Genomic DNA, 15,741 nt, shown 5'->3' with positions numbered 1-15,741 from the left:
CTCTTTTCTTACTGCGTAATCACGACGATGCAAGGATTCGATGAAGTTTCCCGCCACCCCGGACTTTGGTCCGTGGCGATGCGCAGACCATGGACATCCTGCCGATTCGGTGCGAGGTTGCCTGCAACGGCAGGAGGAAAATCACATGCCACGCAATCAAGGAGCCCCCGCCACCGCGATCGACGTCGAGGTCGGCGCCCGCATCAGAAGCAGGCGCAAGATTCTCGGCATCTCGCAGTCGGCCCTTGGCGAGCGGCTGGGCATAACGTTCCAGCAAATCCAGAAGTACGAGAAGGGGACGAACCGTGTCGGCGCGAGCAGATTGCAGGGGATCGCGAACCTGCTCGGTACCACGCCGGCCGCCCTTCTTGGCGAGGAGGAGCGCGGAACCGCCCAGAAGTCGCCCGAACTCGAGGCCATCGAGAAGATGATCGGAACCTCGGAAGGTGCCTCCTTGAACCGGGCCTTTACAAGGATCGCGGATGCTGGCGTCCGAAGATCGATCATCAGTCTCGTCAAGGCGCTAGCGACGGACGTCGAAGAAGTCGATTAGGCCCTCCGAACGATCAGGGAGGGGCCGGAAGACACCTCCCTCCATTCCGGTCAATCAGGCAGCCTGCTTTTCGCCTTCGATCTGAAGCGGGGCCATCGTCGCCTCGCCGCCGATGGCGATCTTCCGCGGTTTCATGGCTTCCGGAATCTCGCGCTTGAGTTCGATGCTTAGCAGGCCGTTCTTGAGGCTCGCGTTCTCGACGCGGACATGGTCGGCAAGCTCGAATCGACGCTCGAAGGCGCGGGCGGCGATGCCGCGATGCAGGTACTCCCCGCTGTTCGGCTCGTCGGCCTTCTGTGCCTTCACCACGAGCACGCTCCGCTCCTGCGTGATGTCGAGATCGTCCTCGGCAAAGCCCGCGACCGCCATCTGGATGCGGTAGCCGTCCTCCGCCGTCTTGACGATGTCGTAAGGTGGCCAAGTCTCGATCGCCTGCAGGCGCTGCGAGTTGGCGAGCAGGTTGAAGACGCGGTCGAAGCCGATGCTGGACCGGAACAGGGGTGCGAAGTCGAAGTCGTTTCTCATAACCAAAACCTCCTTGAAGCGAGTTGGAAGAGACGCGGAAACCTGCGTCTCCGTTACGTATCAGCCCCGTCTTGGCGACCGACGAAAATGATCTTGTTTTGCGTTTTTTCGGTTTCAATACCCGCGTTAAAAAAAATTTTTGGCAGTGCCGCATAGGCCTCTTGAACCTCGGAAGCGGACGAACAATCTCATCTGGTGCCTCAAGATTTTCGCAGTTTTGCCAAAGTTTTCAGGAGCCATCGAAATGACGATCGAAAGGAACGAATCCAGAAGTACCCCCGCCCGCGATGCCATATCCGCTCGCAGCCTTCTCAAGCGACGCCAGCGCTACGACCATCCGCGAGACGTGTTGGCAACGGCGCTCGACGCAGATGAAAAGCGCGCGATCCTCGCCTCGTGGGCCTCCGATCTGTTCGCGGTGGACTCGCGCCCCGAACTGAGGAAGCCGCCGGGGATCCGCGTCCCCATCCGGTGTCAGGACATCCTCGACGCACTTCGCAGTCTCGATGACCCGGAGGAGGCACTTAGCCCAGATCACGATCGACGCCAGATTCCAGGGAGGCCGTCATGACGAAGACGGACAAAAACGTTTCCGACATCGACGGAGTCGGAACGTCTCTGATCGGGGGCAGGATGATGGTCGCTTCGCGCTACGCCGAGTGCCTGCATCGGCTGGCTAGACAGGCGGGACGTCTCGATCTCGTGGAGCTCTCAGAGAAGCTTACCGAAGTCGCGAACCTGATTCAGGAGATGGCGGACGAGATCGAAGTCGATTCCCGCGGCGCAATCCTGCTCAGGAGGGCAGGCCGGCTTATTGGCACTGTGGAAGCCGCAGTAGACCATGCCGCACGGCGAGCCACGCTCCACTGATTGGAGAGGCGCTCGCCGATCTAACGACGTCCGCCACGGGCCGGGCGATGTCGACCCAGGTGCCGAACGTCATCAGCTCCAGGCTAACTGGTGATGTGGAGGACCGAGTCGTCATCTGCCGACCTGCGAACTTGCCGACAGGTGTCGCCATGAACGGGACCACAGTGGCCGAATTGGAGAAGATCGCCGAGACCGTCGAGCGGCTGGCGACGCCGCGCTGAAACCCAAGGATCTCGGCGGTTCGGAGGGAGCATCCCGGCGCTTCGAAGAAAGACGTTTCCCGAGCTGCGTTCTATGCTGTCACTCCCGGCGTCGGAGGATCGGACAGATAAAGTCGGCGATCTTCGCGACCTGGCGATGCAGACGCGCAACGCGCACGACGACACGCCGCTCGACAACCACTGACGACGGCGTGTCGACAGCCCATGCAATCCCTATCGTGCGAGTTCGCGAAGAAGACCTCGCGGGCCCGGCTGGGTTCGCTCTTCGACGCCGCGCTCACCGAGAACCGTTGGCTTTTCCGGACGGTTTCTCGGGAAAAACCTCCGCTATGATTTTAACTTCGATCCGGTGGACGGTCACGTTGTCGGAATTCGCATTACTGTCCTTGGTATACTTGAATGCTCCGAACTTGCGCGTCGTCGCCTTCTACGGCGACCCACCGAGCGGTGCGCTCGAGCGTGACCGCAGGCGGTGGAGCAGCGCATAGCGTTCCAGTTGGGCGAGCTCGTAGAATCTTGGTCCTGTCGCGTTCATGCGCCGTCCCGTTTTTCCAGCGGGAGCTCACGGATTCGACTTCAGCTCGCGGCCGACGCGGTCGAGAGATGGGAGTTCAACGGACAGGCTCATGCCGTCTTCCTTCCATTCGCGCGTGATTTTTCCGCCAAGCTGCCTTTCAAGCACGGCGCCGAGAAGGACGTTGCCGAAGCCTGTTCGCTCTGCGACCTGCCGACCATCCCCTCCAGTCTCGTTCCATTCGAGAAAGATGCCGTCGCCCTCCCTCCTCCAGCTTATCGCCAGAGCGCCTCCGCGACGAGACAGCGAGCCATGGACAGCCGCGTTCGCCGCTAGTTCGTGGATCGCGAGGCCAATCGGTTGGACGGACGGCGCCGGGATCATGATGGACGGCCCATCGATCTCGACGTTCTGCTCGCCGAACACGGAGACCTGGAGTGCGACTATCTCCCGAAGCGAAGCTTCCTGCCATCCATTTTCGGCGAGCAGCATGTGAGTGCGTGAAAGCGCCTGGACGCGCTGCTGGACGGACGCGGCATAGGCCGCCACGTTGTCGGCCCTTGTGAGCCGAACGATGCTGTCGACGATAGCGAGAACGTTCTTGGTCCTGTGGTCGACTTCGAGAAGCAGCCGATGCTCCGCCTCCTCCAGGGTCTGCACCTTCCGCAGCTCGGTGACGTCGATCTGGGACGCGAAGTAGTACGCGAGCGTTCCGTCGTCCTCTCGGATCGGGCTGAGGTGGAGCTGGTTCCAGAAGGGGCTGCCGTCCTTCCGGTAGTTGAGGATCTCTACCGTGCCCTCGCGCTCCTCGGCAATGATGGCGCGGATTCCGGCCACTGCCGTTCGCGACGTGTGCTCCCCCTGAAGCATCCGGCAATTATTCCCAAGAACCTCGTCTGCCGAATACCCGGTGAGGTCGAGGAAGGCGTCGTTCGCCAAAACCATGGGATAGTCCGGCTCGCGGGCGTCGGCGACGACAATCGGCATCCGCGTCCTCTGGAACGCGAACGTCGCCAATTCCTTGTGGTCCTCCATCCCCTGCTTCGACGCGGCCGCCGGGCGGTCGCCATGGAGGTTGGACTTCTCTGCTGAAGACACGGCACAACCCTTCACTGTTTCGACTGCCAAACGTCCAAAAGGGCCGATGGTTTCAGCTCTGCGTCCATCGCGAAACCGTCACTTGCACCCGTTGGTTCGAGGGCCTAGGTTACGGTCATGGCACACGATCGGAACATCGGGCACGCGCTCGTCCTCGAAGACGAGCCGTTTATTACACTGGATATGGAGGAGATGCTTCGCGACTTCGGCGCAACGTCGGTGACCTCGTTCGACACTAGGGCGGAAGCGCTTGCCTGGCTCGGTTCCAACCGTCCGGACATCGCCATCGTGGATCCCAGGCTGAACGACGGCCTGTGCTCCGACGTCGTCGAACGTCTCGTCGAGGCTCGCGTTCCCTTCATCGTCTACGCTGGTGCGGGCGTGGACGAACTCATATTCGAAGAGGGCGCTTGGGTCGACAAGCCGACGATGCCGGAAATCCTTGAGGAGAAATTACGGGGTATTTTGTCCGAAACCAGTGTCGCGAACCAGGACTGATAATGCCGTCCGTACTATGGTCGACCCGCTTATGGAGCGCGGCCTCCTAGATCCCGACCTGGTGCCGCTGGTGCAGAAGCTGATCAAGCAGCAGACATCGCATTGGTCACCTGACATGGTCAGCGATCCGATCCAGGAAAGTCTCCTCAAGCTTATCGAGGAGAAAAAGAAGGCGTTGAAGCCGAAGAAGTCTGCGAAGGCAAGGCCTCCGAAGCCGCTCCGAAGTCGAACGTGGTCAACATCATGGACGCGCTGAAGAAGTCGGTGGCAGAAGAGCTGAAGAACAGGAAAGCTGGCTAGCTACACGCCCGTGCGCGTTAGGTCCTACACAAGGAGCGGAAAGCTGCCAAATCGAATCCATGAGCATCGTGGCTACCGGATCGCGATCTACAGCCCGAGCGGACACCTAGCTGTCATAACGGGGCCAGGCAGCAACAGAGTAATCGACCTCGGACCCGCTCAGCCGACAGCTACGATTGTCGAGGGCGCGGAGGTTTGCGTTCAAAGAGCGATTGAAATCATCGACGAATGCTCGAAGGAACGGTGAGCTCGACGTCTCGGGACGCCTCGATGGCGACGCCGATGGAAAATCAGGAGAGGCAGATGCGAAAGATTGCGGTCTCGGCAGCTTGCGCTGCCCTCGTGCTTGAAGGAAGGATCACCTTGCAGCTTTATGACCTGGACGCCGCATCCGGCGCACTGGCGGGTGCAGCAGTAGGCGGTCTCGGGATCGCGGTTGCAAGAATCCGCCGCTCGGCGACCCGGCGGAACATTCGTCGGGAGCGACGGCGGCCATGAGGCGGCTTCAGCCTGATGCCGGCCTGCTCTCACGCTCCTCGGCCTTGTCCTCTGCGACTTCCTCGACGCATTGAGCCTTCTCCGCCAGCTTCTGACTCATTTCCCTAAGCTGCTGCTCGTCCAGCTTCTCGATGCCGACGAACTTGTTCTGGGCCTGCGATGTCAGGATCAGTTCGTCGAGCTTCGCCTGCAAGGCCTTGCCGTCGCGGTTCTGCGAGTTCTGCAGAACGAACACCATCAGGAAGGTGATGATCGTGGTGCTCGTATTGATCACCAACTGCCAGTTCTCGCTGTAGTCGAAGACCGGACCCGAGGCGGCCCAGACGATGACCAGTACCACTGCCAGCACGAATGTCGCCGGCTTCCCAGACACGTCCGCGATGGTCGTAGCAAACTTCGAAAAACCTTTGGAAAGAACGTTGTCGCTCATGGAAGACTCACTGTTGCCCGGCAAAATTATAACGCGAACAAGGCCAGAGCTGTTCCTGTCGGAGCGGCAGATAGGACTTTAGTCCGGGCCGGATCCTACCCACCGCAATCCAGCACGACGAGACACCTGACCGAAGGCTAGGCGACGGCCGCAAGCGCCGCTCTCAGAGCTTCCAGACCATGGGGCTTCGTTAGCATAGCGGTCTTTCCGGGCTCATCCAGCTCGGGGCCGCGGTCCATACCGGTCGCAAAGATGATGCCGACGTCCGGCCACCGTCGGCGCACCTCGCGGCAGAAGTCTTCCCCGCTCATGCCGGGGAGCCCGAGGTCCGAGATGACGACGTCGATGCCTCCCTGCTCCAGCAGCGGCAGCGCTTCCTCTGCGGAAGCCGCGTCGAGGACTTCATATCCGAGTTCGTCCAGCATGTCGGCCTCCGACATTCGAATGAGGATCTCGTCCTCGACGAGAAGGACGCGGACCCGCTTCGCGTTGTCTGGCGCCGTCGGGAACGAACCCACCTCTGGCGCCCTCTCGGAATGCGTCCGCTGCCGCCCGATCCGCTTTTGCGCCTCGTTGTTCAGCACGTGGCGGACCTTGTGGGCGAGCGCCTCGCGCGAGTACGGCTTGGATAGGAGCTGGACACCGTGATCGAGGCGGCCGCCGTGGACGATTGAGTTTTCAGTGTATCCCGACGTAAAGAGGACGGCCAGGTTTGGCAACTTTTCCTTCGCCTTGCGCGCCATGTCGCTACTCTTAAGCGGCCCTGGCATGACTACGTCGGTGAACAGCATGTCGATATGAACGCCGCTTTCGATGATCGTAAGTGCCGCTGACGCATCCGACGCCTTCAGGACGCGGTATCCGAGTTCCTGCAGCAGTTCGACGACAGTTGCGCGGACGCCCTCGTCGTCCTCGGCCACAAGGATGGTTTCCTGCCCGCCTTCTACCTGCAGATCAGTCTGAACGACTTCGACGTCTTCCTGCTGCACGGACCGCGGCAGGTACATCTTTACGGTCGTGCCGTGGCCGACTTCGCTGTAGATTTTGACGTGTCCACCGGTCTGCTTGACGAAGCCGTAGACCATCGAGAGGCCGAGACCGGTACCCTTGCCCTCCGGTTTGGTGGAGAAGAACGGCTCGAACACCTTCGCGATCAGTTCAGGTGGCATTCCGCTTCCCGTATCCGTAACCGACAACGCGACGTACTGGCCCGGCTCGACCTCCTCGTACCTGCGGGCGTAGGTGTCGTCGATATAGGCGTTGCCGGCCTCGATCGTCAGCTTCCCGAAACCCTCCATCGCGTCGCGGGCGTTGATGGCGAGGTTGAGGACGGCGTTCTCGATCTGCATGGGATCGATGAGAGTGTTCCAGAGACCGCCGGAAACGATCGTCTCGACTTCGACGCCCTCTCCAATGGTGCGCCGGATCATCTCGTCCATCCCACGGACCAGCCGCCCGACGTTAACGACGCGCGGATCGAGTGCCTGCCGACGTCCGAACGCCAGAAGCTGCGATGCAAGCTTCGCACCTCGGTCGACGCCGCCCAGGGCGTTGGCGATGCGCCGTTCCGCCTTGTCGTTCCCCACCACGTCCTTCATCAAAAGCTGGAGATTGCCGGCCACGACCTGCAGCAGGTTGTTGAAGTCGTGGGCGACACCACCGGTCAGGTTGCCGAGCGCCTCCATCTTCTGCGCCTGCTGGAGGGCGATTTCCGTCTTCCGCAACGCCGCGGCGGCTTCCCGTTCCTCCGTCACGTCCCGCCCGACCGCGTGTATGAACGCGTCGTCCGGAACCGCGGTCCAGGATATGATCCTGTAACTCCCGTCCTTGGCCTGATAGCGGTTCTCGAAGGAAAAGGTGGTGGCGCCGTCGGCGAGCTTTTCGACCTCAGCCAAGGTGGCTTCCTTGTCGTCCGGGTGGATGAGGTCCATGAACGAGCGCCCCAAGAGCTCGTCTTCCTCCCAGTGAAGCACCTTACGCCATGCAGGGTTGACGGCGGCGATCTTCGCGTCGAACCCGGCGACGAGCATGATGTCGGTCGACAGCCGCCACATCCGGTCCCGGTCCGCGGTGCGCTCGGCGACCCGCTCCTCAAGCGTCACGTTCAGCGCCTCGAGCTTCGCGCGCGTCTCGCGCTGTTCTTCGATGTCAGTGTTCGTTCCGATCCACCGGACGACGTGCCCTTCCTCGTCGGAGATGGGCACCGCACGGGCGAGGTGCCAGCGATAGTTCCCATCCGCCCGGAGAAGTCGAAACTCCTTTTCGTAGGATTCGCCGGAGGCTAGAGCCTCCAGCCATCGCTCTGCCGCCGAGACGACGTCCTCCGGATGGACGATCGTCGCCCACCCCTCCCCGTCGAGCTCTCCGACCGAACGTCCGCAATACTCGTAGACACGCTCGTTAAACCAGTCGAGCATGCCATCGGGCGTCGCGGTCCACACCTGGTTCGGAATTGCCTGCGTAAGCGCACGGAACCGGGCCTCGCTCTCACGGAGCTCGCGCTGAGCGCGGCGTCGCTCGGTGACATCTTGGACCACGCCGACGAAACGGATCGGTCTGCCCTGGGCATCGAACTCGAACTCGCCCTTGCGTGCAATGACGCGCTTGCGACCGTCGTCGGCCCGCCGGATGCGGTACTCGACGTTGAGAGGGGACTCGCCTGTCAGCCGTGTCCGAGAGTTCGAGCCGATCTCTCGATCTTCTTCCAGGACCAGTTCCTCGACGCGGACGATCGGGATTTCGCCTGCGTCAGGGAGGCCGTATATCTTGCTAAACTCCGGGGTGGGGCTGAGAACGTTCGTCTGGAGGTCGAGGGAGAAGACGCCGACCCCGCCCGCCTCCTGCGCCCGCCGCAGTCGTGCCTCAGCCTCCTTCACCGCTTCCGATGCCAGATGCTCCGGCGTCTTGTCGCGCAGAACCTTTACGAATCCTACCGGCTGGCTCTCTTCGCCGAAGATGGTGCTGATCTCTCCCTCGGCCCAAAACTGCTCGCCGGACTTTCGTACATGCCATCGCTCGTGATGAGCATGGCCAAAGTCGAGGGCCGCCCGCGCTGCCTCGCGGGGCTTGTCCACCTGTTCCTCGCCCGTGAAAAGCACATCCCAATGCACGCCCTGCATCTCAGCCTCGGTCCAGCCGAAGATCCGGTGAGCGCCTTCGTTCCACCGAAGTATTCGGCCTTCCAGATCGAGAGCGAGGATCGCGTAGTCCACGGCGCCGTCGAGGACCTGTCGACTCTGCATCTCGCTCGCTCGCAGGGCCTCCTCTGCCTGTACGCGATCGGTGACGTCCGTTCCCTGCGCGAATATGCCGACGACGCGGCCCGTCGCGTCGGCGACCGGCTGATATACGAGATCCACATGCTTCCGCTCGACAGGTGCCGTCGGCGAGAGCTGAAAGTCGACCGGAAGCGCCTTTCCTTCGAAGGCCTTGCCCGTCCGGTACACATCGTCGAGCAGTTCGAAGAAGCCCTGCCCCCGCAGGTCCGGCAGAGCTTCGCGCACCGGAAGTCCGACAACGTCGCGGTGGCCGACCAGTTGCCGGTAGGCCGCGTTCGTCAGCTCGAAGACGTGGTCCGGGCCGGCGAGCATCGCGACGAAGCCGGGCGCCTGCTCGAACATCAACCGCAGGCGCTCCTGCTCGCCCTGTCGCCAGCGCTCGGCCATCACTTTGTCGGTCGTCTCGACGACGATCGCCATCACGCCGCAGGGTACGCCTTCCGCGCCCATCACCGGCGAGTAGTCGAGATTCATGAAGACCTGTTCTGGCCGGCCCGTCCGATGGAGGGTCAGCTCCTGGTCCTTGTAGGCAAGCGTGCCTCCTGCAAGGCAGACCTTCATGACGTTGTCGTTGAAGTCGGCGACCTCGGGCCAGCCTTCGCGGACCTTCGAACCCAGGAGGACCGGGTGACGACCGCCGGCAAAGACCGCGTAGGCGTCGTTGTAGATCATGACGCCGTCGTCGCCCCACAGGGTGACGATCGGAACCGTCGACTGGAGGATCGTGGAGATCGTCACCTTGATCGCCTCGGGCCACCCGGAAGGGCATCCGAGCGAGGTAAGGCTCCAGTCGAGATTACGGATCAGCGTGGCGAGCTCGCCGCGATGGGAAAGAAAGTCGAACTTGTCGGTTGTCATGTCGGCCGATGCTGTTGTTTGGTGCCTATCTAGGCGAATGTCTCTGGTAGGAAAGTGCATACACCGCCAGGCAGAACTTTTCATATCAAAGACTTGGCGCCGTCCTGATTTCACCAGCCTATCTTTGTGTGATCGACGGAATGGTGACGGGAAACAAGTTGTCGAGTTCGGCGTTCCTCTTGCGCAAAATCCCCAGCCCAGCGCCTTGCTCAACAACGGAGAGCCCGATGCCAGATCCAAACGATTCCCCCGCGGTCCAATCCTATAATGCCGAGAGTGCCAGGAACCGGACGGCGAAGGATCCGCTTGAACAGGGCCTTGAAGATAGCTTCCCTGCCTCCGATCCGGTGTCCGCCGTCCACACTTCCGCGGCGAACGTTCGAGACGACGGCGCGAATTCGAGCGAAGACGAATATCCGCTCGTCGATGAAGCCTTGCGCTCCACGCGCCATTCCTCTTTCGGCGACGGGAGCGAACGCGTTCAGGCCCTTCGCAGGGATGCGGCCCGCATCACCGGCCAGGCTTCCGAAGTCGCCAGCGGCACGGCCGACCTCGCAAGGGACGAGTGGCGCTCCTTCGTCCGCGGCGTCGAAGGAAGAATTCGCGAGCGGCCGCTGACCGCGGTCGGGATCGTGGCGGCTCTCGCCTACATCTGGGGCGCAACTCGATGAATTCGGGCCCGGAACGAGCTCTCTGAAGAAAGGGCGCCCTGAGGTGGCGCCCTTCCCATCCGACAAGTTCTGTGGCTGGAAGAAGGTGGTTCAAGCGCTTCCCTGGTCGAGTTCGCGCTCCTCTTCGATCGCCGACAGTCGGGCATTCGCTACGTCCATTACTGCAGTCAGGAACTCAACGCGGGTCCAGCCGACAAGATGGGCTTCTTCGACGAGAAGCTGGATTTCGTAATCGACGGTCTGGCCGAGCTCGACCCTGCGTTCGGCAGTATGCAGTTCGTTGGACGGAGGATCGATCATCGTGGCTTCCCCTTGCTGGACAACATCACTTGTTTTCGGAAGCGAGTTCGCCCGGCCTGAAGCTTCCCGGCTCGTTCGAACGGATTGCGTCCGAGGAAGTCTCGCTTCCGTCCGGTGGATAGACCCCGCCGCCATGGTCCGACGACCACGTCTGTGGCGTCCCGCTCGATTTCGACCGATGGACCTCTTCGGCCTCGCGCCAATGTCGCTCGTGCTGGCCTTCCGGACGACCTTCGTCCTCCCAGCGTCTGTATGCGTCCTTTCGAATGTCGTCGTCCATCATCGCCTCCTCGGGCTAAAGCTGGCGGCCCTGCTCCTGCGCCTGTAAGCGAGCCTTTCTCAAACGTTCCGTCTTCTCCTCGCGCCGCCGACGCTCTTCGGCAAGCGCTTCACGGGCGGCTGAATTCGTGCGCTCGCTCGCAGCGAGCCGATCGGCAGCCGTCATTGAGTTTCTGCTCTTGGCAGTTCCGTCCTTCATGGTCGCGTCCTCCGACAGAGTAACGCGCCAACGAACGGATTGATCAGTACGAGAGCGTACTGAAACTCTGCCTATTTGCCGAGTTGAGCCTCGACTTTCTTGCGGGAATTTCCGGCCGCTTTGACAGCCTGCTTTACGGCGTCTTTGGAAACACCTTCTTTCTTCGCCTCGTACCGGACTTCGTGATCCTGCCCGCCGGCTACCTGGGCGCGGTCCTGGGCGCGGCCTCTCGATGTCTTTGCCATGGTCGTCCTCCTTATGATTGCACGCCGAGAAAACGGACGTCGTTTCAAGAAGTTCCCATTGTGACCCACCAGCGTCGGCCGGCAGGGCAGCTTCATGTTGATTTGCTTGGCTGTCGATCGTACTGGGGGTATGAGCTCTCACATGTTCGATGGAAGCCCTGACATGAAAGCACGATTTCTCTGGACCCTCGGGGCCGACAGCGATCTAGTCGGAGGTCTGGCCACCTCTGAGGAACTGGCAGACATGCTCCAGAGCGAAAACCTGCCGGGCGTCGCGCCGGCGGACTGGATCGTGACAGGGCTCTTGCTGGACGAAGACGCCAACGGCGTCGCCGCGCATGTCTCTCCATTCGGTTGGAGGATTTCCATCAAGCGGATGCAGTCGGCTGTTGAGGCGGCTCAGTCACCGCCCTCGTAGGAGAGCGCCGCCCCGACGCTGCGAAGTCCTTGTAGGAGCGTGCCTCGGGCTGCCGACGTCTCCCGAATCTTTATTCTCTTTGCGGACAACGTCGGCTGTGGCCGTAACGCTCTCTCGCGGCGACCGTCATAGATGACGGGTCGAAGCATGGAACAGCGGCCTCGCGGACAGCCGCGAGGCCAGCAGCTTTAGCCGTTCGGTCGGATAACGACCTTGACGCAGCCGTCGGCCTTGTCGCGGAACGTCTTGTAGGCCTCCGGCCCCTCCTCGAGGCCGATCCGATGGGTGATCAGGAAGGAGGGATCGATAGCACCCTCTTCGATCAGGTCCATGAGCGGCTTCAGGTAACGCTGAACGTGGGTCTGGCCTGTCTTCAACGTCAGTCCCTTGCCGACGAACGCCCCGAGCGGCGCAGGGACGGCCGATCCGACGAAGACGCCTGGCAGGGAGACCACCCCGCCCGGACGGCATGCCATGATCGCCTGGCTAAGGGCGTAAGGGCGTTCGGTCGAAGTGAGCTTGGTCTGCATCGTCTCCATGACGCCGCCGGCGCCGTGGCTTTCCATTCCGACGGCTTCGATGACGGCGTCCGGACCCCTGCCGCCCGTCATGTCAAGGATTCGCTGCTGAAGATCCTCGTCGATATAGTCGAGCGTCTCGGCGCCGGACTGCTGCGCCAGCGCAAGGCGTTCAGGAACGGTGTCGATAGCAATCACACGTTCCGCACCGAGCAGGAAGGCCGACTTGATGGCGAATAGACCGACCGGGCCGCAGCCGAACACGGCCACGGTCTGTCCCTGCTCGATGTCGCAGTTCTCCGCCGCCATGTAGCCTGTTGGAAAGATATCCGACAGGAAGAGAACCTGCTCGTCGGAAAGGCCGTCGGGGACTTTGATAGGGCCGACGTCGGCATAGGGCACGCGCAGATATTGCGCCTGGCCGCCGGGGAATCGGCCGTAGAGTTCGGAATACCCGAACAGGCCCGCCGTCGGATAGCCGACCTGCTTGGCCTGTTCCGCGCCATTGGGATTCGACCGCTCGCACAGCGAAAACTGTCCCCACTTGCACTGGCGGCATTCTCCGCAGGAGATGGTGAAGGGAACAACGACGCGGTCGCCGACTTTGAGTTTCGAGTTGCCGCGGCCGACCTCGACGACTTCACCCATGGTCTCGTGGCCCATGACGTCACCGGCGTGCATGCCCGGCACGAAGCCACCGTAGAGGTGCAGGTCGGAGCCGCAGATCGCGCAGCTCGTCACCTTGATGATCGCGTCGCGGTCGTCCTGGATGATCGGGTCGTCGACTTCTTCGCATCGGATGTCGCCGCTTCCGTGCCAGGTGAGTGCTTTCATTTGGTGTCTCCTTGAGAATGGTTATCGTGCGGAATCGAGGCCGCTTATGGCTGCCCGCCGCCGCCTGCCGCTCCGTAGACCTGGCCGGTCGCATAGCTTGCCTGCGGATCTGCAAGCTGAACGTAGATCGACGCTAGTTCGGCCGGCTGGCCGGGACGGCCCATGGGCGTGTCGCCGCCGAACTTCTCGAGCTTCTCCATCGTCGCCCCGCCGCTGACCTGAAGCGGCGTCCAGATCGGACCCGGCGCAACGCCGTTCACACGGATGCCCTTCGGCCCGAGTTGCTTGGCCATCGACTTGGTAAAGTTCATCATCGCGGCTTTCGTCATTGCATAGTCGACAAGATTCTCGGACGGATCGTAGGCCTGTTCCGACGTCGTCTGGATGATGACGGAGCCCGGCTGCATATGCTTAAGGGCTGCCTTCGTCAGCAGGAAGGTCGCGTAGATGTTCGTCTTCATCGTCGCGTCGAACGCGTCGTAGGTGATGTCGTCGATCGATTGCGCCTGCTGCTGGCGACCGGCGTTGTTGACGAGGATGTCGAGACCGCCAAGGGCTTTCGCTGCGTCATCGACAAGCTTCTCGCAGAAGGCGGCGTCGCGGAGATCGCCGGGGAGCGCTACGCCCTTTCGTCCTTCCTTCTCTATAAGCGCGATGACTTCCTTCGCGTCCGGCTCCTCGTCCGGCAGGTAGTTTATCGCGACGTCGGCGCCTTCTCGGGCATAGGCGATCGCCGCCGCGCGACCCATCCCGGAATCGCCGCCGGTGATCAGGGCCTTTCGCCCTTCCAGACGACTGGAGCCCTTGTAGGAGGTCTCGCCGTGATCGGGCTTCGGATCCATCTTGCCGGCGAGGCCAGGAAACGGCTGGCTCTGCTTCTGGAATGGCGGCTTCGGGTACTTGGTCGTCGGATTGTCCATCTTCGTGTTCTCCTGCTGGTTCGAAGCCGGCCAGGCAGCGGCCGGGAAAACCGAGCTTGCAAGCGTGGCGCTTGCCGCCGCCAGGACGGCTCGTCGGCTGATCGGGACTGGTGAGCGAGCAGTCATGAAACCCCCTTGGGATCCGGGCCGTGGTGCCCAGATCACCAACTTCGGTGGCAGCTCCTTGTTCCGTCGAGGAACAGAGCGTGCGGGTCGTTTCCGAGCTCGAGGGGTTGGCCCATACCTGGTCTGGACACGCCCGCCTGCACATCTCGCTTAAGGGAGCACGGCCGTGATCGGAAAATACGAGGGATCACCCGATGGGAACTGGGACTTCGACCCGAGAGCAGCCGCAGCGCGACCAGAGCTACCTTGAAACGGGCTTGGCGCCGTTGCTCAGGGAGACGATTTCAGCCTGCCGCCAATCCGATCGAGCGACGGCAGTTCGATGAAGAGGCGAAGGCCGTCGCCGCGCCACTCGCGGGTGATGGTGCCTGCGAGCTGCGGCTCGATCACCGCGCCGATCAGGATGTTGCCGAATCCTTTCGCGGGCTTCGCAGGTCCATCGGCGCCGCCCCATGCACCGCGGCGTTCGCCGCAAGCTCGTGTATGGCCAGGCCGATGCGCTGTACCGATGGAGTGGGAACCATCACCGTAGGATCGCTGATTTCGATGTTCCCGCCTCCGAAGACGCCGGTTCGGAGCGATACGATGTCGCCGAGCGGGACCTGCCGCCAGCCGTTCTCGGCAGCAGTCTGTCGTCGGTCGCCAAGAGCTAAGCTCCGTTCCTCGTGCTAAGTGAACGTGAGACAGCGAGAAAGTTTCGCTAGTTCTCGCTGGATTTGGCGCGGTTGAACTTTCGAAGCAGTTCCTGCAGTTCCGGCTCCACGACGATGCGCGTCGCGTCGTCCAACGCTACCCACGCGAGCTTGCGCTCGCGACGCTCGGGAAACCGGCGCTTCAGCCGCCGGACTTCGAGGACGTGCACGTCGACGCATGCGCGCACCACAGCACCGTCGGCGATCCTCTTCATGTAACAGAAGCTGCCGAATGGTCGCCTCCGTGCTCGGCCTTGGACGCCCGCCTCCTCCCAAGCTTCCTGCTCGGCGACCTCATGGGGCTTGAGGCCATTGATCGGCCATCCCTTCGGAATGGTCCATCTCTTGGTCTCACGCGTGGTGATCAGAAGAACTTCATCGCCGCCAAGAGCATTCTTGCGGACGCACAGCGCGCCAAACTGCTCGACCGGCACAATCTCTGCCGCAACTTCCGCGGCGACGTCCGGGAGGTGCTCTTGGTCCTGATCGTCCGGCATGGAGTGTCTCTGGGGTTCGAACATAGAACGGTCATTGGCCGCCACGGTTCCCAGGTCTCTCATCGGGGCATCGGCGCCACCTCGGCGTAAACAGTCGTAAAGCCGACCTATCCGAGAAAGTCACCGTCTTCTGGGTGCGGCTCCGACGACCGCGCGGTCGCGAATAGCTTGCTCATTCATCCGCATCTTGCAATGAGCACTCGCATGACAGCGGACCACGTGGAAACAGTCCGTCGTAGCCCAGGAAATCTCGGCGGCGGGCCTTTTCCGTTCCAGTCGAGGCACCTTTCCAACTTGCGGGATGGCGCTCGATGAACAGTCGTGGTGCGCATCAGGCTGGCGCGACGGAGGAGCTCTCCGGGGCGAACGGACAGACTGCCTCACTCCGGTGCTCGTAGC

19 protein-coding genes and 1 pseudogene are annotated in these 15,741 nt (G+C 62.0%); 9 read left to right on the top strand and 11 right to left on the bottom strand.

The genetic code is table 11. The features are described from left to right. The first annotated feature begins 145 nt into the window (after positions 1–145). Positions 146–553 carry a helix-turn-helix domain-containing protein gene (locus ACQZ5H_RS29960; protein ID WP_449099902.1) on the top strand — a complete coding sequence of 136 codons (408 nt, stop codon included), beginning with the start codon at positions 146–148 and terminating at the stop codon, positions 551–553. 54 nt (positions 554–607) lie between these two features. Here the strand turns inward: ACQZ5H_RS29960 and ACQZ5H_RS29955 are convergent, their stop codons facing one another. Beyond that, the gene (locus ACQZ5H_RS29955) at positions 608–1,078 is read right to left on the bottom strand and encodes an Hsp20 family protein (protein ID WP_449099901.1); all 471 of its coding nucleotides are present in this window, start codon (positions 1,076–1,078) and stop codon (positions 608–610) included. Positions 1,079–1,322: 244 nt separating this feature from the next. On the opposite strand from ACQZ5H_RS29955, the gene ACQZ5H_RS29950 reads away from it, so the two are divergent. Genes ACQZ5H_RS29950 through ACQZ5H_RS29940 form a run of 3 tightly spaced genes read left to right on the top strand, consistent with a single transcriptional unit; the run spans position 1,323 to position 2,169 of the window. Continuing rightward, the gene (locus tag ACQZ5H_RS29950) at positions 1,323–1,649 is read left to right on the top strand and encodes a hypothetical protein (protein WP_449099900.1); all 327 of its coding nucleotides are present in this window, start codon (positions 1,323–1,325) and stop codon (positions 1,647–1,649) included. Then, positions 1,646–1,948, top strand: a complete 303-nt coding sequence (locus tag ACQZ5H_RS29945; protein ID WP_449099899.1) for a hypothetical protein — start codon at positions 1,646–1,648, stop codon at positions 1,946–1,948. Before ACQZ5H_RS29950 ends, ACQZ5H_RS29945 begins: the two co-directional genes overlap by 4 nt. 47 nt (positions 1,949–1,995) lie before the next feature. Next, positions 1,996–2,169, top strand: coding sequence for a hypothetical protein (locus ACQZ5H_RS29940; protein ID WP_449099898.1), 174 nt, complete (start codon positions 1,996–1,998; stop codon positions 2,167–2,169). Positions 2,170–2,731: 562 nt separating this feature from the next. On the opposite strand, the gene lov is transcribed toward ACQZ5H_RS29940, so the two are convergent. Further along, complete coding sequence (gene lov, locus ACQZ5H_RS29935; RefSeq protein WP_449099897.1) at positions 2,732–3,781, bottom strand: blue-light-activated histidine kinase; 1,050 nt, start codon at positions 3,779–3,781, stop codon at positions 2,732–2,734. 117 nt (positions 3,782–3,898) lie between these two features. Here lov and ACQZ5H_RS29930 point away from each other — a divergent pair, with 117 nt between their 5' ends. Further along, entirely contained in the window at positions 3,899–4,279 is a 381-nt protein-coding gene (locus ACQZ5H_RS29930) for a response regulator (RefSeq protein ID WP_449099896.1), read from the top strand. A 49-nt stretch (positions 4,280–4,328) separates the two neighbouring features. Further along, positions 4,329–4,579: pseudogene (locus tag ACQZ5H_RS29925) on the top strand (Ku protein); the annotation flags it as partial. Between the two features lie 505 nt (positions 4,580–5,084). Here the strand turns inward: ACQZ5H_RS29925 and ACQZ5H_RS29920 are convergent. Together ACQZ5H_RS29920 and ACQZ5H_RS29915 are read right to left on the bottom strand one after the other, a co-directional pair. After that, on the bottom strand, positions 5,085–5,507 hold the full coding sequence (locus ACQZ5H_RS29920; protein ID WP_449099895.1) for a low affinity iron permease family protein: 423 nt from the start codon (positions 5,505–5,507) through the stop codon (positions 5,085–5,087). Between the two features lie 137 nt (positions 5,508–5,644). After that, positions 5,645–9,643 carry a PAS domain S-box protein gene (locus tag ACQZ5H_RS29915; RefSeq protein WP_449099894.1) on the bottom strand — a complete coding sequence of 1,333 codons (3,999 nt, stop codon included), beginning with the start codon at positions 9,641–9,643 and terminating at the stop codon, positions 5,645–5,647. Between the two features lie 227 nt (positions 9,644–9,870). Between ACQZ5H_RS29915 and ACQZ5H_RS29910 the strand changes: the two genes are divergently transcribed. Next, on the top strand, positions 9,871–10,314 hold the full coding sequence (locus ACQZ5H_RS29910; protein ID WP_449099893.1) for a hypothetical protein: 444 nt from the start codon (positions 9,871–9,873) through the stop codon (positions 10,312–10,314). A gap of 90 nt (positions 10,315–10,404) precedes the next feature. On the opposite strand, the gene ACQZ5H_RS29905 is transcribed toward ACQZ5H_RS29910, so the two are convergent. The 4 genes from ACQZ5H_RS29905 to ACQZ5H_RS29890 all read right to left on the bottom strand — a co-directional run bounded on the left by ACQZ5H_RS29905 (position 10,405) and on the right by ACQZ5H_RS29890 (position 11,337). After that, positions 10,405–10,614 (bottom strand): hypothetical protein, encoded by a 210-nt coding sequence (locus tag ACQZ5H_RS29905; RefSeq protein WP_449099892.1) that lies wholly within the window; start codon positions 10,612–10,614, stop codon positions 10,405–10,407. A 25-nt stretch (positions 10,615–10,639) separates the two neighbouring features. Next, positions 10,640–10,894 (bottom strand): DUF2934 domain-containing protein, encoded by a 255-nt coding sequence (locus ACQZ5H_RS29900; RefSeq protein ID WP_449099891.1) that lies wholly within the window; start codon positions 10,892–10,894, stop codon positions 10,640–10,642. A 15-nt stretch (positions 10,895–10,909) separates the two neighbouring features. Continuing rightward, positions 10,910–11,059 (bottom strand): hypothetical protein, encoded by a 150-nt coding sequence (locus tag ACQZ5H_RS29895; RefSeq protein ID WP_449099890.1) that lies wholly within the window; start codon positions 11,057–11,059, stop codon positions 10,910–10,912. A 104-nt stretch (positions 11,060–11,163) separates the two neighbouring features. Continuing rightward, positions 11,164–11,337 (bottom strand): DUF3606 domain-containing protein, encoded by a 174-nt coding sequence (locus tag ACQZ5H_RS29890; protein ID WP_449099889.1) that lies wholly within the window; start codon positions 11,335–11,337, stop codon positions 11,164–11,166. Between the two features lie 163 nt (positions 11,338–11,500). Here ACQZ5H_RS29890 and ACQZ5H_RS29885 point away from each other — a divergent pair, with 163 nt between their 5' ends. Beyond that, entirely contained in the window at positions 11,501–11,755 is a 255-nt protein-coding gene (locus ACQZ5H_RS29885) for a hypothetical protein (RefSeq protein ID WP_449099888.1), read from the top strand. Positions 11,756–11,943: 188 nt separating this feature from the next. Here ACQZ5H_RS29885 and ACQZ5H_RS29880 read toward each other — a convergent pair whose 3' ends face one another. Both ACQZ5H_RS29880 and ACQZ5H_RS29875 read right to left on the bottom strand, forming a co-directional pair. Further along, positions 11,944–13,107 (bottom strand): zinc-dependent alcohol dehydrogenase, encoded by a 1,164-nt coding sequence (locus ACQZ5H_RS29880; protein ID WP_449099887.1) that lies wholly within the window; start codon positions 13,105–13,107, stop codon positions 11,944–11,946. A gap of 44 nt (positions 13,108–13,151) precedes the next feature. Then, complete coding sequence (locus ACQZ5H_RS29875; protein WP_449099886.1) at positions 13,152–14,153, bottom strand: SDR family oxidoreductase; 1,002 nt, start codon at positions 14,151–14,153, stop codon at positions 13,152–13,154. 452 nt (positions 14,154–14,605) lie between these two features. Between ACQZ5H_RS29875 and ACQZ5H_RS29870 the strand changes: the two genes are divergently transcribed. Further along, complete coding sequence (locus tag ACQZ5H_RS29870) at positions 14,606–14,806, top strand: hypothetical protein (RefSeq protein WP_449099885.1); 201 nt, start codon at positions 14,606–14,608, stop codon at positions 14,804–14,806. A gap of 47 nt (positions 14,807–14,853) precedes the next feature. Here ACQZ5H_RS29870 and ACQZ5H_RS29865 read toward each other — a convergent pair whose 3' ends face one another. Continuing rightward, positions 14,854–15,342, bottom strand: a complete 489-nt coding sequence (locus ACQZ5H_RS29865) for an NUDIX hydrolase (RefSeq protein ID WP_449099884.1) — start codon at positions 15,340–15,342, stop codon at positions 14,854–14,856. Positions 15,343–15,741: the final 399 nt, after the last annotated feature.

It is taken from the genome of Rhizobium sp. 21-4511-3d, from assembly GCF_053522545.1.
The sequence above is the reverse complement of the archived record's forward strand: the minus strand, read 5'-3'. Positions and strand labels throughout refer to the sequence as shown.

Bases quoted from the DNA above. Each gene is read 5' to 3' on its own strand.
- ACQZ5H_RS29895 (WP_449099890.1), bottom strand. From the start codon at position 11,059: ATGACGGCTGCCGATCGGCTCGCTGCGAGCGAGCGCACGAATTCAGCC.
- ACQZ5H_RS29945 (WP_449099899.1), top strand. From the start codon at position 1,646: ATGACGAAGACGGACAAAAACGTTTCCGACATCGACGGAGTCGGAACG.
- ACQZ5H_RS29920 (WP_449099895.1), bottom strand. From the start codon at position 5,507: ATGAGCGACAACGTTCTTTCCAAAGGTTTTTCGAAGTTTGCTACGACC.
- ACQZ5H_RS29890 (WP_449099889.1), bottom strand. From the start codon at position 11,337: ATGGCAAAGACATCGAGAGGCCGCGCCCAGGACCGCGCCCAGGTAGCC.
- ACQZ5H_RS29880 (WP_449099887.1), bottom strand. From the start codon at position 13,107: ATGAAAGCACTCACCTGGCACGGAAGCGGCGACATCCGATGCGAAGAA.
- ACQZ5H_RS29955 (WP_449099901.1), bottom strand. From the start codon at position 1,078: ATGAGAAACGACTTCGACTTCGCACCCCTGTTCCGGTCCAGCATCGGC.
- ACQZ5H_RS29930 (WP_449099896.1), top strand. From the start codon at position 3,899: ATGGCACACGATCGGAACATCGGGCACGCGCTCGTCCTCGAAGACGAG.
- ACQZ5H_RS29875 (WP_449099886.1), bottom strand. From the start codon at position 14,153: ATGACTGCTCGCTCACCAGTCCCGATCAGCCGACGAGCCGTCCTGGCG.
- ACQZ5H_RS29905 (WP_449099892.1), bottom strand. From the start codon at position 10,614: ATGATCGATCCTCCGTCCAACGAACTGCATACTGCCGAACGCAGGGTC.
- ACQZ5H_RS29915 (WP_449099894.1), bottom strand. From the start codon at position 9,643: ATGACAACCGACAAGTTCGACTTTCTTTCCCATCGCGGCGAGCTCGCC.
- ACQZ5H_RS29870 (WP_449099885.1), top strand. From the start codon at position 14,606: ATGCACCGCGGCGTTCGCCGCAAGCTCGTGTATGGCCAGGCCGATGCG.
- ACQZ5H_RS29885 (WP_449099888.1), top strand. From the start codon at position 11,501: ATGAAAGCACGATTTCTCTGGACCCTCGGGGCCGACAGCGATCTAGTC.
- ACQZ5H_RS29940 (WP_449099898.1), top strand. From the start codon at position 1,996: ATGTCGACCCAGGTGCCGAACGTCATCAGCTCCAGGCTAACTGGTGAT.
- ACQZ5H_RS29960 (WP_449099902.1), top strand. From the start codon at position 146: ATGCCACGCAATCAAGGAGCCCCCGCCACCGCGATCGACGTCGAGGTC.
- ACQZ5H_RS29910 (WP_449099893.1), top strand. From the start codon at position 9,871: ATGCCAGATCCAAACGATTCCCCCGCGGTCCAATCCTATAATGCCGAG.
- ACQZ5H_RS29950 (WP_449099900.1), top strand. From the start codon at position 1,323: ATGACGATCGAAAGGAACGAATCCAGAAGTACCCCCGCCCGCGATGCC.
- ACQZ5H_RS29900 (WP_449099891.1), bottom strand. From the start codon at position 10,894: ATGGACGACGACATTCGAAAGGACGCATACAGACGCTGGGAGGACGAA.
- ACQZ5H_RS29865 (WP_449099884.1), bottom strand. From the start codon at position 15,342: ATGCCGGACGATCAGGACCAAGAGCACCTCCCGGACGTCGCCGCGGAA.